The sequence below is a fragment of the Puribacter membranae genome (genome assembly GCF_055380425.1).
The window spans coordinates 2,441,442-2,459,698 of record NZ_AP040167.1 but is presented as its reverse complement, the minus strand read 5'-3'; the positions used below and the strand labels follow the sequence as shown (position 1 = coordinate 2,459,698).

Below are 18,257 nucleotides of genomic sequence, written 5' to 3'. Positions count from 1 at the left end.
TAAAGAGATGGCGCAACAACTGCACAACGATAAAAACATCAGCATCCGTGCGTCCTGCGAACTCATGAGTATCTCAGAAAAACGCTTTCGCCACATCCCAACGCGCGCGCAAGCCAACGCCATGATAGCCGCTAAACTGATCGAGTTGACCACCACCAAAGGACAAAACACATGGGGCTTTCGATTATGCTACCTGCACATCCGCAACGTCTTGGGCTGGAAATACAACCACAAACGCATCTACCGCATTTACTGCAAACTCGGGCTCAACTTGCGCCTGATTCCCAACAAACGCCTTGACCGAGAAACACCGCAACCACTCGAAGTGCCCGACGCAATGGATGTGACGTGGTCAATCGACTTCACCCACGACAACCTCGAGGATGGGCGCAGCATCCGCTCATGCAACGTCATTGACGACCACAACCGAGAAGGGTTGTTGGCAGAAATCAACTTCTCAATCCCCGCAACCACGCTGACGCGCTATCTCGGTAATACCCCCTAAAAAAGCCAGCACCTAAAAGTAGAACCCTTTAAACTAACCCAAAGGAGTTTTACATGAAAGTATCCAAATTCAGCGACAGCCAAATCGCCAGCATTCTAAAACAAGCCGAGTCAGGCGTACCCGTACCCGCACTGTGTCGTGAGCATGGCATCAGCAGTGCCACCTTCTACAAATGGCGCAGCAAATACGCAGGCATGGACGCAAACCTCATGAGCCGCCTCAAAGCCTTAGAAGCCGAGAACACGCGCCTGAAAAAACTCTATGCCGAATCCCAGCTGCACACCGACATCCTCAAGGAGTGCCTTGCAAAAAAGTAAGCGCGTCATCTCGTAAAGAGATGGCGCAACAACTGCACAACGATAAAAACATCAGCATCCGTGCGTCCTGCGAACTCATGAGTATCTCAGAAAAACGCTTTCGCCACATCCCAACGCGCGCGCAAGCCAACGCCATGATAGCCGCTAAACTGATCGAGTTGACCACCACCAAAGGACAAAACACATGGGGCTTTCGATTATGCTACCTGCACATCCGCAACGTCTTGGGCTGGAAATACAACCACAAACGCATCTACCGCATTTACTGCAAACTCGGGCTCAACTTGCGCCTGATTCCCAACAAACGCCTTGACCGAGAAACACCGCAACCACTCGAAGTGCCCGACGCAATGGATGTGACGTGGTCAATCGACTTCACCCACGACAACCTCGAGGATGGGCGCAGCATCCGCTCATGCAACGTCATTGACGACCACAACCGAGAAGGGTTGTTGGCAGAAATCAACTTCTCAATCCCCGCAACCACGCTGACGCGCTATCTCGACCAACTCATTGAATGGCGTGGTAAACCTCAAGCGATACGCTCGGACAACGGCCCTGAATTCATCAGCCACCACTACCAACAATGGGCGCAAAAGCACGACATTAAACTGCTCTACATCCAACCTGGAAACCCACAGCAGAACGCCTACATTGAACGCTTTAACCGAACCATGCGCTATGAATTGCTCAATCAGACATTATTTGAGTCACTCGAACACGCTCAAATCGAGGCGACACAGTGGCTGTGGTGTTACAATAACAACCGTCCTCATATGTCGCTCGGTGGATTCACTCCAGCGCAAACGCGTATGATGGCTTTAACAAACTCACGCGTCCTGCACTAAACGCAGGACTTGTGTTGATTCTACTTTTAGATGCCGCCCTTTTAGGGGGTATTACCTCTCGACCAACTCATTGAATGGCGTGGTAAACCTCAAGCGATACGCTCGGACAACGGCCCTGAATTCATCAGCCACCACTACCAACAATGGGCGCAAAAGCACGACATTAAACTGCTCTACATCCAACCTGGAAACCCACAGCAGAACGCCTACATTGAACGCTTTAACCGAACCATGCGCTATGAATTGCTCAATCAGACATTATTTGAGTCACTCGAACACGCTCAAATCGAGGCGACACAGTGGCTGTGGTGTTACAATAACAACCGTCCTCATATGTCGCTCGGTGGATTCACTCCAGCGCAAACGCGTATGATGGCTTTAACAAACTCACGCGTCCTGCACTAAACGCAGGACTTGTGTTGATTCTACTTTTAGATGCCGCCCTTTTAGGGGGTATTACCCAAACATCATCAGCCCTCATAAAACACAACGCACTCCCGAAGCAGTGCGCCGCTACTGTTCAACACCAAGCCAGATCAATCCACCTCATCCATCCAAGCCTGCTGAATCGCCTCCAGCACCTTCTCCCCGCCACGACTGGTATCGTCATCAAACTCAGGCAAGGCCACCACCCAATTGTGCAAATCCGTAAACCGCACGGTTTTTGGATCCACCTCTGGATGCGTGTCTGTCAATTGAATCGCGATTTCTAATACGTCGGTCCATTTCATTTTTAGCCTACCTCCAAATATCTTTGTTCGATTACTTCGCCATTAAGCGCTTCTTTCATTTTTATTGCAATTTCACGAATAACGGAAACACAAACACTATTACCAAATTGCCGGTATGCTTGAGCATCTGAAACAGGAATTTTGAAAGACTCAGGAAACCCCTGTAATCTCGCCGCCTCTCTAGGAGTGATTTTTCTTGGATTTTTACCTTCTTGCTCAATCAAGATTTCACTACCGTCTTTGTAGTAGCGCGCTGAAATAGTATTTGTGTATGGTGAAAACGCACTAAATAAACCATACCCAAAACCTTTTCCATTTAATTTATTCTCAACCTTACGTCGTTGGTGACCTTGCCATAACCGATCAGAAATCGTATATTTTTCATCCACATCCTTTTCTAAAATATCACCTACTTTTACAGACTTACCATTACCACTTGGGAAAGAGAAACCCAAACCATGCTCCAAAAAACCAACTATATAAATCCGCTCTCGGTTCTGAGGAATCCCAAAATCTTTCGCACTCAATACTTGAACATGAAGTTCGTACCCTGCATTAGTTAAATGTTCTAATATAATTTTTAGAGTTCTACCCTGATCGTGACCTTTAAGTTGTTTCACATTTTCTAATAGAAAAGCTTTTGGTTTTTTTGTAAGAAGAATGCGTTCAATATCAAAAAAAAGTGTTCCACGAGTATCAGAAAAACCTTTTTTCAATCCTGCCTGAGAAAATGGTTGGCAAGGAAAACCAGCAAGTAAAACATCATGATCGGGAATACTGTTTTCATTTACTTGAGTTATATCACCATAAATACGCTCTTCCCCATAGTTTGTGGCATATGTTTGCACAGCAAATTTATCAATTTCTGATGAAAAAACGCATTCAACCGCACCGAAAGCTTGCTCAAAGCCCATGCGTATACCACCGATACCAGCAAATAAATCAATGATTTTCAACATGGAAATTACTCCTTTTTCCAATGCTTCATAATTGCAGGAATTTCTTCTTGAAAATAGGTTTCAAAATCAATAATACTGTGTTTATCTCTCAACTTTTCTTGATTTTTAACTTCGCTAAGAACGACCAAAACAATATTATGTTGAGACATTTGTTCTGCTTTATTGTCTGAAATATCATCATCAACCGTCAACAAATGGATATTTGGCAAATTAGAGCGGGAAATTTCCTCAACAACTTCTTGCCAGCGTTCTCTCAAAGTGGTTTTCATTGAACCAACTATCGTTTTTGTACGACGATCTGTGAAGGCCTGTCTACTAGGAAGAATAGAATCAACAACCTTTCCTAAACGCAAACTTGAAAATGCCTTTTTACCAATAGAAGATTGAGATTCATAGGGAAAATCAAAGTATTCATACAAAAAATAGATAATTCCCTCAAATGTTTTTCCTGCTCTCGATCGACGTGATTGTGTATTACTTAAACATAGAGAATAAATATAGGGGCTAATAGCACCCGCATATTCACCGAAGAATAATCGAGTCTTCTCCTGAAACTCCTCTTTTGAAACGCAGCTTAATTCATATAAAGAGTCACTGACACTTTCTAAAATTCTTTTGGGAGCATCAAATTTTTTACCTATTTCTGCCAACACTACACCATTGAATTTCGCTTCCTCTTTCAAAAACTCATCGTAAGACAACTGGCGTAATGTTTTAATAGCTTCCGATAACTTACCCGCTTTTAATAAACCTTCTACCAAACCTTGATTATTTTTGGTTGCGCGTATAGCTGTTTCTTTCGGCGGGAGAATTAATTCCCTCCTTTTTTGACGGATAAATGTACTAAAAGCTTTATCTTCTGAGTCCGATAGCTTAATTAGAGGTTCAAAATTTTCAAGCATGTTTCCCCCCTTTAAATCACTTATGCTGTAAAAATACGCTGACAGAATCTAACGCCCCAGCCAACCCAGCCACATCCGTACCACCAGCCTGCGCGAGGTCTGGGCGACCACCGCCTTTGCCGCCGATTTGTTGGGCGACATGGTTGACGACGTCACCGGCTTTGATTTTGCCGGTGAGATCTTTGGTCACGCCGGCGAGCAGGGTGACTTTATCGGCGGCCACGACGCTGGCAAGGACGATGACGGCGGTGCCGAGTTTGTCTTTCAGGCTGTCCATGGTGTTGCGCAGCATGTCAATGTCGGCGCCGTCGAGCGTGGCGGTGAGTAACTTGACGCCATTGACGTCAATCGCTTGCGCTGCGAGGTCGCCGCCTTGTGAGGCTGCGAGTTTGCCTTTGGCGGCGTTGAGTTCTTTTTCGAGGGCTTTGATTTGCTCTTGCGCGCCTTGGATGCGTTCGACCAATTCACTGGGTGCGGCTTTGAGCGCGCTGGCGGCTTGGGCAACTTGGTTGGCGAGGTTTTGTGTGTAGGCGAGCGCGTTCATGCCGGTGATGGCTTCGATGCGGCGCACGCCTGCGGCAACGCCGCCCTCAGACACGATTTTAAACAGCCCAATGTCGCCGGTGGCGTGTACGTGTGTACCGCCACAGAGTTCTTTGGACTCGCCGATGGTGAGTACGCGTACTTCGTCGCCGTATTTTTCGCCAAACAGCATCATCGCGCCGCTGTTTTTAGCGTCGTCAATGGCCATGAGCTGCGCGCCGGTGGTGCTGTTACCGAGGATTTGTTGGTTAACCCATTGTTCGATCTGGGCGATTTCGTCCGCAGTTACGGCGGCGTTATGCGTGAAGTCAAAACGGGTTTTGTCTGCATCGACCAATGAGCCTTTTTGCTGAACGTGCTCGCCGAGCACGCGACGCAAAGCCGAATGCATGAGGTGGGTGGCGGAGTGGTTGCGCACGGTGGCGGCTCGACGCGCGCCATCGACCTGCGCATTGAGCAGATCGCCGACTTTGACCTGACTGTTTTCAACGCGAACATGGTGGCCGAACACATCGGGCAGAACTTTGGTGGTGTCGTGTACGATGAGTTTCGCGCTGGAGTTGCTGAGTATGCCCGCATCACCGACTTGCCCGCCGCTCTCGGCGTAGAACGGTGTTTGATCGAGAATCACGATGCCTTCTTGCCCCGAGGTCAGTTGGTTCACCGGTGCGCCCTCGTGATACAGCGCCAGCACGCGCGTATCACCGATGTGCAGGTGTTCGTAGCCTTGAAATTCGGTTTTGGCACCGTCGTATTGGATGGCTTTGTCCATTTTGAATTTACCGGCGGCGCGTGCGGTTTCTTTTTGCGCATTCATCGCGGCGTCAAAGCCCGCGCTGTCCACGTTGTAACCGCGTTCGCGGCAAACATCACCCGTCAAATCGAGCGGGAAACCAAAGGTGTCATGCAGTTTGAACGCAATTTCACCCGACAGCGTACCGCCCGCAGGCAAAGCCGCCAACTCGGTGTCGAGAATGTCCATACCATTGGCAATGGTCTCGAAGAATCGCTCTTCTTCCAACTGCAAAGCCTGCGTGATCGCGCTCTCTTTGGCGGCCAAATTCGGGTAGGCCTCGCCCATTTCCTTGACCAACGGTGCGACCAGCTTGTGGAAAAACGGTGCGCGCACGCCGAGTTTGTAACCATGACGAATCGCGCGGCGAATGATGCGGCGCAGGACATAGCCACGGCCTTCGTTGCTCGGAATCACGCCGTCGCTGATGAGGAACGAGCACGCACGGATGTGGTCGGCAATCACGCGCAACGATGGGTTGTGCGTATCGGTGCAGCCGGTTTCGCGCGAAGCGGCGTTGATCAAATTGGCAAACAGGTCAATCTCATAGTTCGAATGCACGCCCTGCAAAATCGCAGCCAGACGCTCCAAACCCATGCCGGTATCCACGCACGGCGCAGGCAGTTTCACCACCGAGCCATCCTCTTTCATATCAAACTGCATGAATACGTGGTTCCAAATTTCGATGAAGCGGTCGCCATCCTCGTCCGGCGAACCCGGAGGGCCGCCTGCGATGTGCGGACCGTGATCGTAGAAAATCTCACTGCACGGACCACATGGACCGGTGTCGGCCATCATCCAGAAATTGTCCGATTTGTATTTGCCACCTTTGTTATCGCCAATGCGAATCACGCGCTCCGGCGGCAGACCGATGACCTGCGTCCAGATGTCGTAGGCTTCATCATCGTCGATGTACACCGTCGCCAGCAGGCGCTCCGGCGCAAGGCCATAGACTTTGGTCAACAGCTCCCAGCCCCATTCAATGCTCTCTTTTTTGAAATAATCACCGAACGACCAATTACCCAACATTTCAAAAAAGGTGTGATGACGCGCGGTGTAGCCCACGTTTTCCAAATCATTGTGCTTGCCACCCGCACGCAAACACGCCTGTACCGAGGTCGCGCGGTTGTACGGGCGTTTGTCGATACCGAGGAATACGTCCTTAAACTGAACCATACCGGAGTTCGTGAACATCAACGTTGGATCGTTGGCTGGAACCAGCGAAGATGACGGCACGATGGTGTGGCCGCGTTCGGCATAAAAATTGAGGAATTCGGAGCGAATTTGTGCGACTTGCATGATGATCCTAAAAATACGGGGAATGGGTTATAAACCCACGCATTATATAGGATTCGGGCGAATTGGCGAAGGGGTTATGGATTTTGGGATCGGGAGTTCGTAGGGTAGCGCAAATACCACGCATTTGCCCACCCCACTTCGCAATGAATGCAACTATAGCCTCACTTAATTGATATCAACACTCAATCATATTGACCGCCAGCCCGCCTTTGGAGGTTTCTTTGTATTTGTTTTTCATATCCGCACCAGTGTCGCGCATGGTTTTGATAACCATATCGAGCGAAACGTGGTGCGTGCCATCGCCGCGCAGTGCCATGCGGGCGGCATTGACCGCTTTGACCGCGCCCATGGCGTTGCGTTCGATGCAGGGGATTTGCACGAGGCCGCCAATCGGGTCGCAGGTGAGACCGAGGTTGTGTTCCATGCCGATTTCGGCGGCGTTTTCGATCTGCTCGCACGTCCCGCCGAGCGCTGCGACCAAGCCCCCCGCAGCCATCGAGCAGGCGACGCCGACTTCGCCCTGACAGCCGACTTCGGCGCCGGAAATGGAGGCATTGAGTTTGTAGAGAATGCCAATTGCACCGGCGGTGAGTAGAAAGTCTCGCACGCCTTGCAGATTGGCATTCGGGACGAATCGGTCGTAGTAGTGCAACACAGCGGGAACAATACCCGCCGCACCGTTGGTCGGCGCAGTGACGACGCGCCCGCCCGCAGCGTTTTCTTCGTTGACCGCGACGGCGTAGAGGTTGACCCAGTCCATCACGGTAAGCGGGTCGGACAGCCCGCGCTCGGCGTTTTTGGTCAGTTGTTGGTGCATTTCGCCCGCGCGTCGTTTGACATTCAATCCGCCTGCGAGGTAGCCAAATGCATCGGGGTTGTCGATACCACAACCGCGCCGCACGCAATCCTGCATGACTTGCCAAATACGGTCCAGTTGCGCGTTGATCTCGGCCTCGCTGCGCCAGGTTTGCTCATTGGCATACATGAGTTGAGCGATGGTGATCTGATGCGTTTGGCATTGTTCGAGCAGTTCTTTGCCCGAATGGAACGGGTAACGCACTTCTTTAAACGCACCCAACACTGGCGTGGGATCCATGTCCACGCTGGCGACAAAACCACCGCCGACCGAGAGGTATTTTTTTTCAATCAATAGCTCATCATTGGCGTCATAGGCGGTGAATTTCATGCCGTTCGGATGTTCGGCGAGCGCCTGACGGCGGTGCATAATGAGGTCGCGTTTGAATTGGAACGCGACTTCGTGTTTATCCAGCAGGCGCAAGCGTTGATCCAAGGCCACTTCGTCCAGCCTGTCCTGAATTACGTCCATCGGAACGTCCTCGGGCGTGTAGCCCATCAGTCCGAGCAAGACGCCTTTGTCGGTGCCGTGTCCCACACCGGTCAAGCCGAGCGAACCATACATCTGCGCGCACAGACGCGTGGTTTTACCCAACAAGCCTTGTTTTTCCAGCAGCTCAACGAACATTTTCGCCGCGCGCATCGGCCCGACGGTGTGTGAGCTGGACGGCCCGATGCCGATTTTAAATAAGTCAAATACTGAAACAGCCATGTCGTCTCCTATGCTTTGTGTGATTGTGATTATTATGGATGATCCATTAACGATGCGCCTGCAAATACGCCCCAAGCCAATTCAAAAACGCTTCGCTGGTGCGTGTGACATTGAGCCGCATCATGGTGGATGCGCCCAATTTGGGCGAGAACAAGCTGCCCGGTGCGACCAGCCAACCGTCATTTTTCGCGGCCAACGCCAGCGCATTCGTATCCACGCCGGTGTCCACCCACAGAAAAATGCCTTCCTGCGCATGTTCGGGGTAGTTTAGACCGATTTTCGGCAATTGCACCCGCATTTGCTCATGCGCCGCAGCCAAGCGCTGACGCAATTTTTCCAAATGGCGGCGTTGTTGCCCATCCACCAGCAGACGATGCACGATGCGCTCGTTCATCTCCGAGCAAACCATCGCCGAGAGCATTTTGCGCATGATGATGCCCTGCACATGCTCCTGCGGACAGCAGAGCAGACCGACGCGTAAATCTGCACCTAAGGTTTTTGAAAAACTCGCCACATAAAACACCCGCTTGAGCTGATCGAGCGCGGCGTAGCGCAAGGCGGGCGCGCCTTTACTCAAACCGCTGTGCAAATCGCCATAAATATCGTCCTCCAGCATATAAGCGTCGTATTCCTCCAGCAGGCGCAACACCTGATAGGCACGCGCGGGCGTGATGCCGTAGGAAGTCGGATTGTGCAGTACGCTGTTGGTCACATACAGTTTGGGGCGCTCGGTCTGCATGATCTGCGTCAGCACCTCGATATTCGGCCCGTCCGGTTCGCGCGGCACGGGGATCACGCGCAAACCCTGCGCCTGCAAGCAGCCGTACAGCCAAAACCAACACGGATCATCCACCAGCACCGCGTCACCCGGATTGAGAAAATAGCGTGCCACCAGATCAATCGCCATCGACACGCCATTGGTCGTGATGACCTGATCGGGCTGCGCATGTATACCGAGCGGATGCAACTGCACCACGATTTGCTCGCGCAGCGGCGCGTAGCCATTGACATGACCATAGTCGTAAATATGTGTATCGGTGCTGCGTGTCACTGCACGCACCGCCACGCCCATGCGCTCGTTTTCCAGCCACGAGCGCGACAACAGCCCGCTGCCCGGCGTGCGTTCATCCGGCAAGTCAGAGAACAAATGGCGCAACAGCCATTTCGCATCCACCACGCTGGTTTCCTGAAAGGCGAGTAGATTTTTCTGCGCCGAGTCCGGCTCGGACTTCGTCACATGAATCGCCTGCGCCACATAAAAGCCCGAACCGGCGCGCGAAATCAGTGCACCCGAGGCGACCATTTTTTCGTACGCATTGACCACGGTGAAACGCGATACCGCGAGTTTATCGGCCAACTGCCGCACCGACGGCACGCGCGCGCCGGGCGCGTAAAAACGCATATCGATGCGCTCGGTCAACCACGCGACGACGGCATCGACTTTGTTATAACGCGGATCAAGCGCATTCGGCGTCATGCTGTGTACACCGCTCACGGAGGCATTTGTGCTGGCGCGCTCGGAAGCAGATTCGTTGGTGGGGTCTGAAGCGGATTCGGACAACTGGCCGGAAATTGTATTGTGTTCCATATCGGTACAGTTTATAAATTGTTTATCAAAGTGTACCGTTACTGTACCGCAAAATATGCGTATTGTGTCAACATTGTGAAGATAGACATCAAAACCATGCATGACCATTCCAACGACCCCCAACGCGCCCAACATGCTCTCCTGCTCGGACTACTGGCCGTCACGCTGTTCGCCTTGACCTTACCGATGAGCAAGCTGGCGATCGGCAGTGCCGCCACGCCCTATTTGTCACCGTGGTTCATCGCCTTTGGCCGCGCGGCGGTGGCGGGCGTGCTGGCAATCGCTTATTTGTACCACACCCGCGCGGTATGGCCCAAAGGACGGCAATGGCGCTATTTGCTCTACATCGGTTTGGGCAATGCGCTGGGCTTTCCGATTTTGCAAAGCATTGGTTTACTGTACGTGCCTTCCTCGCACGCCGCGGTGTTCAACGGCCTGCTGCCGCTGGCCACTGCGGCCATCGCGGCCTTGCTGTTTCGCCAACACGCACCGCTGCGGTTTTGGTTCTGGGCCTTATTGGGCGCGATCTTGGTAATGATATTTGCGCTGTGGCGCGCGTATCAACATGACGGCGCGCTGACATTGCACTACGCCGACGTATTGATTTTTATCGCGGTGCTGCTGTGCGGTTATGGCTATGCCTACGGCGCAAAACTCAGCCGTGAGCTGCCCGCCGCGCAGGTGTTGTGCTGGATGTTGGTACTGTTTCTGCCGCTCACCGCGCCCGCCTCATTCCTCACACTACCGAAACACGCCATCCCGCTGAGCGCATGGCTGGGCTTTGCCTACGTCGCCGTGCTGTCCATGTGGGCGGGCATGATGATCTGGTATCACGCGCTGCACATCGGCGGCGCAGTACGCGTCAGCCAAGTACAAATCATCCAACCCTTTTTGACGATTATGTTCTCCGTGCCTTTATTGGGCGAACGCTTTGAATGGCTAACCGTGGTCTTTGCCGCCGCAGTGGTATGGACGGCGTATATGGGTAAAAAAGTTCCAATTCAAACCAAAGCAACTCATGGTAAATTGTCTGGATAAGCCATCATCGGTTTGACTTTAGATTTGAGGTTTTTATGCTATTGAAGCACCAATTTTTCAACGATTACTCAGAAACCGCGCATCCGGCCTGTTTACAGGCTGTCGCACATAAATCGGAACAACAGCAAATCGGCTACGGTCTGGACGAAATCAGCGCCCGCGCACGTGATTTGATTCAAGCGCAGATTCACGCACCTGCGGCGGAAATTCACTTTTGCAGCGGCGGCACGCAAGCGAATTTGACCGTGATTGGTTCGATGCTGCGCCCACACGAGGCGGTGATTGCGGTCGAATCGGGGCATATTGCCACCCATGAAACCGGCGCGATTGAGGCGACGGGGCACAAGATCATTCATGTCCCGCACGCCAATGGCAAACTCACGCCCGAAGCGATCGCACGCGCGCTCACAACACACCCGAACGAGCATTCGGTCAAACCGCGCATGCTGTTCATCTCGCAATCAACCGAATTCGGCACGGTATATAGCAAGGCCGAATTGCAAACGCTGCGCGCGCTGTGTGACGCGCACAATCTGTATCTGTACATTGACGGCGCGCGTTTGGGCATGGCTTTGGCAAGCGACGACAGCGATGTGACGCTCGCCGATTTAGCCAACATCGCTGATGCGTTCTACATCGGCGGCACGAAAAACGGCGCACTGCTTGGCGAGGCGATTGTCCTCGTTAATCCCGCGCTGCAAAGCGACTTTCGCTACGCGCTCAAACAGCGCGGTGCCTTGCTCGCCAAAGGACGCGTGATCGCCAGCCAATTCGTCGCCTTGTTTGAAAACGGTTTGTATTTTGAGCTGGCGCGCCATGCGAATGCCTGCGCGCAGCGTTTGCGCCACGGGCTGAGCGAGCTGGGCTTTGTGTTTCAGACCGATTCGCCGACCAATCAAATTTTCCCGATCCTGCCGAATGCTTTGATCGCGCAATTGCAGCAGCATTATGGCTTTTACGTTTGGGAAACGTTGAACAACGATACGTCCGCCATTCGTCTGGTGACTTCGTGGGCGACACCGATGGATCAAGTCGAGCAGTTTTTGACCGATGTTCGGCAATGGATGTAACGCAACCCCTCTCTATCAAACAATCTCAAAAGGCATTTATGAAATCCACTTTATGGTTCCTATTTATTGCCGCGCTCGGTAATTTTTCCTACCACATCGGTCAAAAAGCCTTGCCACAAAATGCCAATCCGATGATGTTGCTGATGGTGATTTACGCCATCGCCTTTGCTTCTTGCGCAGCGCTGCTGCCGTTTTTTAAAGACGCTGAAACATTATCGGTCGTGCAATTACTAAGTGTGTGGCAAATTTGGCTGGTCGCATTGGGCGTACTGCTGATTGAAATCGGCTTTTTGCTCGCCTATCGCAGCGGCGGTTCGCTACAGTGGTCTGGTGTGGCGGTCAACGGCGCGGCGGCACTCATGCTGATTCCGGTGGCGATATTTGTTTTCCGCGAATCGCTCTCGCTCGACAAAGTCATTGGCATCGTCACAACGCTCATCGGATTGTATTTTTTGGTCAAAGATTAACCGCATCGTGAGCATAATGCCATGAACCTGCCTTTTTACATCAGCAACGTTTTTGCCGAATCCGCTTGGGGCGGCAATCCATTGGCGATAGTGCCATTGCTTAACGGCCAATCGCTCGACACTGCGACCATGCAGCGCATCGCGCGCCAATTCAACCTATCCGAAACCGTGTTCATCACGCCGCCAACAGCGCCGAACCACGCGGCGCATCTGCGGATTTTCACACCTGAGCACGAAATGCCGTTTGCCGGTCATCCGACCATCGGCGCGGCGCAATGGCTGCACAGTCATTTGAACCTGTCCGACACGTTTACGTTGACCACGCCGGCAAAAACCGCCACCATCACACATGAAAACGGCGTGCATCGTTTTGCCCTGTCGGGTTATGAGTCCGCGCCGTGCTCATTCTCCCGCGCGCATTTGGCACAGGCATTGGGTTTGGACTTGGGCGACGTCGCGCATGGTTATCAATGGATGAACACCGGCACATGGCAGTTGATCGTACCGCTGACTTCGCGCGAAGCGGTGATGCGTGCGAAACCAGTCAACGCCCGTGCCTTGTTTGACGACGGCGTGCAGGCCTCACACATCAACGCCTATCTGTGGCACGAGAATAATGGCGCGGTAACTTCACGCTATTTTTTCAGTTTGAACGGCCAAACCTTCAGCGAAGATCCCGGCACCGGCTCGGCCTGCGCGAATCTGGGTGCGTGGGCGCATGAAGCGGGCTTCGCACCCGTTTCATGGAAAATCACGCAAGCCGAAGCAATTGAACGTCCAAACCATTTGTATTTGAATGTATCCGAGGAAGGCACCATTCAAGTCGGCGGGCGTGTCATGCCGTTTGCGCACGGCGAATTGCGCGCTTTTTAATTTAACCGTATTGATTATATGTTTCGCAAATACCATCCGCCCACGCTGCGCGAAATCCGCCAAGACAGCGCCCTATCGACCTTCGTCGCGCCTTTGATTGCCAATTTGGCGGGCTATGGCGGACCGCTGGCCATCGTCATTGGTGCAGCACAGGCCGGCCATGCGTCGGCCGAGCAAATTACCTCGATGCTGTGCGTGATCGCACTGATGGTGGGCATCGCCAGCATCGCACTGTCCTACCTCACGCGCACGCCGATCATCACGGCGTGGAGTACGCCCGGCGCGGCGTTTTTATTGACGGCACTGCCGACGGTCACGTATGCGGAGGCGATTGCCGGCTTTATCATCGCCAACGGGATTATTTTCCTGATCGCGTATTCGGGGATGTTTGATACGGTGATGAATAAATTGCCGAAAAGCATCGCCGCCGCGCTGTTGGCGGGAATTTTGTTCCGCTTTGGCGTGAATAGTTTTGCCATGCTCGGTTCGGAAGCGGGCTTGGTGCTGGTGATGCTATTGACTTATGTGCTGTTCAAACGCTTTTTGCCGCGCTACGCCACACTGTTTGTGCTGCTGGCAGGCTGTCTGTATGTGTTTGGCTGGCAACACGCGTCCGTGCCTCAGGTGCCTTTGCATGTGTCCAGCGTGGTGTGGACGACGCCGCATTTTACCTGGAATGCGTTGCTGAACATCGGTCTGCCGCTCAGTTTAATCACCCTGACCGGCCAGCAAATCACCGGCATTGCGGTGCTGCGCGCCTCAGGCTATGACGCCAATCAAGCACCGGCGAAGCCTCTGGTCGGTCTGACGGCTTTTCTCTCAACCATCACCGCGCCGTTTGGTAACTTTGGGATCAATCTGGCGGCAATCACGGCAGCGATTTGCACCGAACACGCCTGCCATCCCGAGCCGAACAAACGCTACGTCGCGGGACTGTGGTATGGCGTGATGAATCTCATCATCGCGGTCTTTGCGGGCGTATTGGTGGTGTTTTTCCTCGGTTTGCCCAAGGCGCTGATCACCGTACTGGCCGGTTTAGCCTTGATGGGCGCGATTTTGAGCAATATCGGCAACGCCTTTAGCAGCGAACACCGCATGATTGATCGCGAAGCGGCATTGATTACCTTCATGACCTGCGCCTCGGGCGTGACCCTGTTTCAAATGGGCAGCGCCTTTTGGGGCATCGTGCTCGGTTGCACCGCGTATGTGCTGTTTCACTGGCGCAGTGCGGCGCATTTGAGTAAATAGTAGATCTTTCACATCCATAAAAAACCCATACATTGCATGAATACTGCGCGTGTCAACCGAGATGGAATAAGCCCGTTATCTATAAGCCAACTGTCTTATAATGAGTATTGGACGAGACATTCGACTAACGCCACTTGGTTTTACCCATTGACTTGAAAAAGGATGATTATGAACAAACGCATTAAATTCGCATTACTTACCGCCTTGCTGACAGGCTCTATCGCTCCGGCCGTATCCTTTGCCCAAGTCGGCACAGGTAAAGTCGTGGCTGTGGTAGCCGGTGAGCCTATTTCACAATCCGAACTGAATGAACGCATCAAGATCAACGCCGAAGTGGCCAAACGTGCCGGTCAAAAAGCGACCGAAGCACAGTTGGCCGAATATTCGCGTGACGAATTGATCAACGAGCGCCTGTTGCTGAACAAAGCAAAAAACGCGCGCATTACCGCGAGCCAAGCCAAAGTTGACGAAGCATTGAACGCAATGGCTCAAGGCAACGGCATGAGCATGGATCAATTCCAACAGCACGTGAACAAAGTTGGCGGTTCCGACGCATGGGACACGCTCATACGCGATGTGCGCAATGAGTTGTCCATCACCGAAATGATCGACAAACAAGTGTTGAGCAAGGTCAAACAACCGACAGCTAAAGAAATTGACAACGAAGTCGCCCGCGTGAGTGCGATTGCCGACGGCCCAATGTCACCGCAAGATGTCGCTGTGACTCAGCACATCTATATTGAAGGCACCAACGCAGCCGCGTTGAAAAAAGCCAAGGCCGTCAAAGCCCGCTTGGATAAAGGCGAAGATTTCGCTGCCGTGGCACGCGAAGTATCGGACAACAAACAAACCGCGCAAAACGGCGGTGCTGTACCGTATATCTTCCTCAAAGACCAAAGCGCTGATCCGGCCGTTTTGAAAGTGGTCAACAGCATTGAGGCCAACAAAATCAGCGAACCGGTGAAAACCGCCAACGGCTATCACATCTTCAAAGTCGCGCAACGCACCACCATCGCGCCGAGCGCCGAAGATAAAAAAGCATGGGCGAAAGACGCTTTGCTGGCACAACGTCAAAAAGACGCCATGGCCGCGTTCTACAAAGAGTTGGACGACAGCAAAGCCTCATTGGTTGAAATCAAAAACTAATTTGGCCGCATTGCTCAACCCTTTGAGCGAATAGCGAGCAAACCGTACAACCGCACAGTGCATCTGTGCGGTTTTTTATGCCTCATCACAAGGATTACAGACAACCCGCAGTGGCAATGTTAAAATAGTCCAATGAACCTCTTCAATCCGCCTCCCATCGCAGTAACCACCGGCGAGCCAGCCGGCATCGGCTCGCTGATCAGCCTGTTGGCACTCAAACAATGGCAAATCAGCCATGCCAGCGAACTGTCCGCCGAGCCGACGGTCGTACTCATCGGCGATCTGTTTCACCTACGCGAGATTGCGCGGCGCTTCAATCTGGGCGTGCATCTGATACCCTCGACCGAAATCCAGCGTTTGGATGACATGATCTCCGATGAGCGCCAGCAAACGCTGGTGGTGTGGCATTGCCCGCTGTTTTCGCCGGTGAATTTGGGCAAGCTGAACGTTGCCAACGCCACCTATGTGCTCAATACCTTGGACATCGCACTGCACGGCTTGAAAAACAACGTCTTCAGCGCTATGGTCACCGCGCCGGTACACAAAGGCATCATCAACGAGGCCGGTATTGCCTTCACCGGCCACACCGAGTATTTGGCCGAACACAGCCAAACCGAGCGCGTCGTGATGATGCTCGCCGATGGTCGCGCTGACATCGAAAATCCGCTGCGCGTTGCGCTGGCAACCACACATCTGCCACTGGCGCAGGTGTCTGCACACATCACAATGGACGGCTTGAGCCGCACCATCGACATTCTGGCGCAGGATTTACAAAACAAATTTGGCATCGCGCAACCGCGTATTTTGGTGACCGGCCTGAACCCGCACGCGGGCGAAGGCGGCCACATGGGGCGTGAAGAAATCGACGTGATCACGCCGGCGATTTTGGCCGCGCAGTCGCGTGGTTTGAATGTGCAAGGCCCATACCCTGCCGATACCCTGTTCCAACCGCATTATTTGCAAAATGCCGATGCGGTTTTGGCGATGTACCACGATCAAGGTCTGCCGGTACTGAAATACGCCACCTTCGGCCACGGCGTGAACATCACGCTCGGTTTGCCCTTCATCCGCACCTCGGTCGATCACGGCACCGCACTGGATCGCGCACAGAGCGGCGCAGTGGATGCGGGCAGCATGAGCGCCGCGATTCATTGCGCCGAAACCGCAGTACGCGCCGTGTACCACCCGCAAACCCATGTAGAAATAGAAAATACACACCACTCATGAGCACACACATCGCCCGCAAACGCTTCGGCCAAAATTTTTTGCAAGACCAAAACGTCATCGCCAACATCGTGCGCGCCATCGACCCGAGCAATAACGACTGCCTGACCGAAATCGGCCCCGGCTTGGCCGCGCTGACTGAGCCGCTACTCGAACGCGTAGATCACATGCACGTGGTGGAACTGGATCGAGATTTGGTCGCACGTTTGCAAAAGCGTTTTGCGCCCGAGCGTCTGACCATCCACAGTGCCGATGCGTTGGAGTTTGATTTTCTCAGCATTGATGCCACGGGCAAGACACAACGTAAAGTCGTGGGCAATTTGCCGTACAACATCTCCAGCCCGCTGCTGTTTCACCTCGCGCAGTTCGCGCCACACATTGACGTGCAAGTATTCATGCTGCAAAAAGAAGTGATCGAACGCATGGTCGCGCAACCATCGGACAAAGCCTATGGTCGCCTCTCGGTCATGCTGCAATACCGCTACGAGATGGAACATTTGTTTGACGTACCACCTCATGCCTTTATCCCCGCACCCAAAGTCACCTCCGCCGTCGTCCGCATGTACCCGCGCAAACCCGAGCAATTATTGGCTCGCGACGAAGCGCATTTATCCAAACTGGTGGCGCAAGCCTTCAGCCAACGGCGCAAAATGCTACGCAACACATTGAGCGAGATGGTCACGCAATCCCAACTCGAAGCCTGCGGCATCGCGCCGACGGCTCGTGCCGAGGAGCTGTCGGTGGCGCAGTTTGTCGGCCTATCAAACTACCTGATCCATCATACCGAAAAACCATAACATCACTGAACCAACCCTATCACTACACAATTCATTCATTCGCCTCTGATACAATCTGCCTATGAATATGCCCATCCTTTCTCTTCGCCAACTCTGGATAACGCTCTGTCTGCTGATCGTTGTGGTGATGGCATGGGCGAATATTCAACCGCAGACCGTAATCAAGGATCAACATTCGTATACAGCGGTGGTACATGCGAGCCATGTTGCGCACCCTGCAGCACAGGTAGACCACACCCATTGCGACGATAATTCATCCGCTTACTCACCGTCCAAAGCTCTCTGTCAAGCAGTCTGTGCGCTGCATTGCGTAGGCGTTATCCCGCCTAAATTTGAGCTGGC

Annotated in this window: 15 protein-coding genes and 2 pseudogenes; 11 read left to right on the top strand and 6 right to left on the bottom strand. The window is 52.8% G+C overall.

Annotation, left to right across the window (positions count from 1 at the left end; all coding sequences use genetic code 11):
- The first annotated feature begins 7 nt into the window (after positions 1-7).
- The 3 genes and pseudogenes from ACZ41M_RS11995 to ACZ41M_RS11985 form a co-directional block, all read left to right on the top strand.
- A complete protein-coding gene (locus ACZ41M_RS11995) occupies positions 8-505 on the top strand; it encodes a transposase family protein (protein ID WP_464730952.1) in 498 nt (165 codons plus the stop codon).
- Between the two features lie 53 nt (positions 506-558).
- Positions 559-1,670, top strand: a pseudogene (locus ACZ41M_RS11990) (IS3 family transposase).
- A 57-nt stretch (positions 1,671-1,727) separates the two neighbouring features.
- Positions 1,728-2,075: pseudogene (locus ACZ41M_RS11985) on the top strand (integrase core domain-containing protein); the annotation flags it as partial.
- Positions 2,076-2,206: 131 nt separating this feature from the next.
- Here the strand turns inward: ACZ41M_RS11985 and iscX are convergent.
- From iscX to ACZ41M_RS11955, 6 genes are all read right to left on the bottom strand, one after another.
- Entirely contained in the window at positions 2,207-2,401 is a 195-nt protein-coding gene (iscX, locus tag ACZ41M_RS11980; RefSeq protein ID WP_464730953.1) for a Fe-S cluster assembly protein IscX, read from the bottom strand.
- Between the two features lie 2 nt (positions 2,402-2,403).
- Complete coding sequence (gene dcm / locus ACZ41M_RS11975) at positions 2,404-3,360, bottom strand: DNA (cytosine-5-)-methyltransferase (RefSeq protein ID WP_464730954.1); 957 nt, start codon at positions 3,358-3,360, stop codon at positions 2,404-2,406.
- Between the two features lie 5 nt (positions 3,361-3,365).
- Positions 3,366-4,262: a type II restriction endonuclease gene (locus ACZ41M_RS11970; RefSeq protein WP_464730955.1), complete on the bottom strand. Its 897-nt coding sequence runs from the start codon at positions 4,260-4,262 to the stop codon at positions 3,366-3,368.
- 16 nt (positions 4,263-4,278) lie between these two features.
- A complete protein-coding gene (gene alaS / locus ACZ41M_RS11965; RefSeq protein WP_464730956.1) occupies positions 4,279-6,897 on the bottom strand; it encodes an alanine--tRNA ligase in 2,619 nt (872 codons plus the stop codon).
- 175 nt (positions 6,898-7,072) lie between these two features.
- Positions 7,073-8,464: an L-serine ammonia-lyase gene (locus ACZ41M_RS11960; RefSeq protein WP_464730957.1), complete on the bottom strand. Its 1,392-nt coding sequence runs from the start codon at positions 8,462-8,464 to the stop codon at positions 7,073-7,075.
- Positions 8,465-8,510: 46 nt separating this feature from the next.
- A complete protein-coding gene (locus ACZ41M_RS11955; RefSeq protein WP_464730958.1) occupies positions 8,511-10,052 on the bottom strand; it encodes an aminotransferase-like domain-containing protein in 1,542 nt (513 codons plus the stop codon).
- 96 nt (positions 10,053-10,148) lie between these two features.
- Between ACZ41M_RS11955 and ACZ41M_RS11950 the strand changes: the two genes are divergently transcribed.
- From ACZ41M_RS11950 to rsmA, 8 genes are all read left to right on the top strand, one after another.
- Positions 10,149-11,090 (top strand): DMT family transporter, encoded by a 942-nt coding sequence (locus ACZ41M_RS11950; protein WP_464737497.1) that lies wholly within the window; start codon positions 10,149-10,151, stop codon positions 11,088-11,090.
- Positions 11,091-11,125: 35 nt separating this feature from the next.
- A complete protein-coding gene (locus tag ACZ41M_RS11945) occupies positions 11,126-12,160 on the top strand; it encodes a threonine aldolase family protein (protein ID WP_464730960.1) in 1,035 nt (344 codons plus the stop codon).
- Between the two features lie 38 nt (positions 12,161-12,198).
- Entirely contained in the window at positions 12,199-12,627 is a 429-nt protein-coding gene (locus ACZ41M_RS11940) for a hypothetical protein (protein ID WP_464730961.1), read from the top strand.
- Between the two features lie 21 nt (positions 12,628-12,648).
- Entirely contained in the window at positions 12,649-13,500 is an 852-nt protein-coding gene (locus tag ACZ41M_RS11935; RefSeq protein ID WP_464730962.1) for a PhzF family phenazine biosynthesis protein, read from the top strand.
- An 18-nt stretch (positions 13,501-13,518) separates the two neighbouring features.
- Complete coding sequence (locus tag ACZ41M_RS11930) at positions 13,519-14,748, top strand: benzoate/H(+) symporter BenE family transporter (RefSeq protein WP_464730963.1); 1,230 nt, start codon at positions 13,519-13,521, stop codon at positions 14,746-14,748.
- Between the two features lie 168 nt (positions 14,749-14,916).
- Positions 14,917-15,894, top strand: a complete 978-nt coding sequence (locus ACZ41M_RS11925) for a peptidylprolyl isomerase (protein WP_464730964.1) — start codon at positions 14,917-14,919, stop codon at positions 15,892-15,894.
- Between the two features lie 132 nt (positions 15,895-16,026).
- Positions 16,027-17,121 carry a 4-hydroxythreonine-4-phosphate dehydrogenase PdxA gene (pdxA, locus tag ACZ41M_RS11920; RefSeq protein WP_464730965.1) on the top strand — a complete coding sequence of 365 codons (1,095 nt, stop codon included), beginning with the start codon at positions 16,027-16,029 and terminating at the stop codon, positions 17,119-17,121.
- Positions 17,118-17,915, top strand: a complete 798-nt coding sequence (gene rsmA / locus ACZ41M_RS11915) for a 16S rRNA (adenine(1518)-N(6)/adenine(1519)-N(6))-dimethyltransferase RsmA (RefSeq protein ID WP_464730966.1) — start codon at positions 17,118-17,120, stop codon at positions 17,913-17,915. The genes pdxA and rsmA overlap by 4 nt, the downstream gene beginning before the upstream one ends.
- Positions 17,916-18,257: the final 342 nt, after the last annotated feature.

Excerpts from the sequence above, each read along its gene's own strand:
- rsmA (WP_464730966.1), top strand. The coding sequence starts at position 17,118 with ATGAGCACACACATCGCCCGCAAACGCTTCGGCCAAAATTTTTTGCAA.
- ACZ41M_RS11970 (WP_464730955.1), bottom strand. The coding sequence starts at position 4,262 with ATGCTTGAAAATTTTGAACCTCTAATTAAGCTATCGGACTCAGAAGAT.
- ACZ41M_RS11945 (WP_464730960.1), top strand. The coding sequence starts at position 11,126 with ATGCTATTGAAGCACCAATTTTTCAACGATTACTCAGAAACCGCGCAT.
- iscX (WP_464730953.1), bottom strand. The coding sequence starts at position 2,401 with ATGAAATGGACCGACGTATTAGAAATCGCGATTCAATTGACAGACACG.
- pdxA (WP_464730965.1), top strand. The coding sequence starts at position 16,027 with ATGAACCTCTTCAATCCGCCTCCCATCGCAGTAACCACCGGCGAGCCA.
- ACZ41M_RS11950 (WP_464737497.1), top strand. The coding sequence starts at position 10,149 with ATGCATGACCATTCCAACGACCCCCAACGCGCCCAACATGCTCTCCTG.
- ACZ41M_RS11940 (WP_464730961.1), top strand. The coding sequence starts at position 12,199 with ATGAAATCCACTTTATGGTTCCTATTTATTGCCGCGCTCGGTAATTTT.
- ACZ41M_RS11935 (WP_464730962.1), top strand. The coding sequence starts at position 12,649 with ATGAACCTGCCTTTTTACATCAGCAACGTTTTTGCCGAATCCGCTTGG.
- ACZ41M_RS11925 (WP_464730964.1), top strand. The coding sequence starts at position 14,917 with ATGAACAAACGCATTAAATTCGCATTACTTACCGCCTTGCTGACAGGC.
- ACZ41M_RS11930 (WP_464730963.1), top strand. The coding sequence starts at position 13,519 with ATGTTTCGCAAATACCATCCGCCCACGCTGCGCGAAATCCGCCAAGAC.
- alaS (WP_464730956.1), bottom strand. The coding sequence starts at position 6,897 with ATGCAAGTCGCACAAATTCGCTCCGAATTCCTCAATTTTTATGCCGAA.
- dcm (WP_464730954.1), bottom strand. The coding sequence starts at position 3,360 with ATGTTGAAAATCATTGATTTATTTGCTGGTATCGGTGGTATACGCATG.
- ACZ41M_RS11955 (WP_464730958.1), bottom strand. The coding sequence starts at position 10,052 with ATGGAACACAATACAATTTCCGGCCAGTTGTCCGAATCCGCTTCAGAC.
- ACZ41M_RS11960 (WP_464730957.1), bottom strand. The coding sequence starts at position 8,464 with ATGGCTGTTTCAGTATTTGACTTATTTAAAATCGGCATCGGGCCGTCC.
- ACZ41M_RS11995 (WP_464730952.1), top strand. The coding sequence starts at position 8 with ATGGCGCAACAACTGCACAACGATAAAAACATCAGCATCCGTGCGTCC.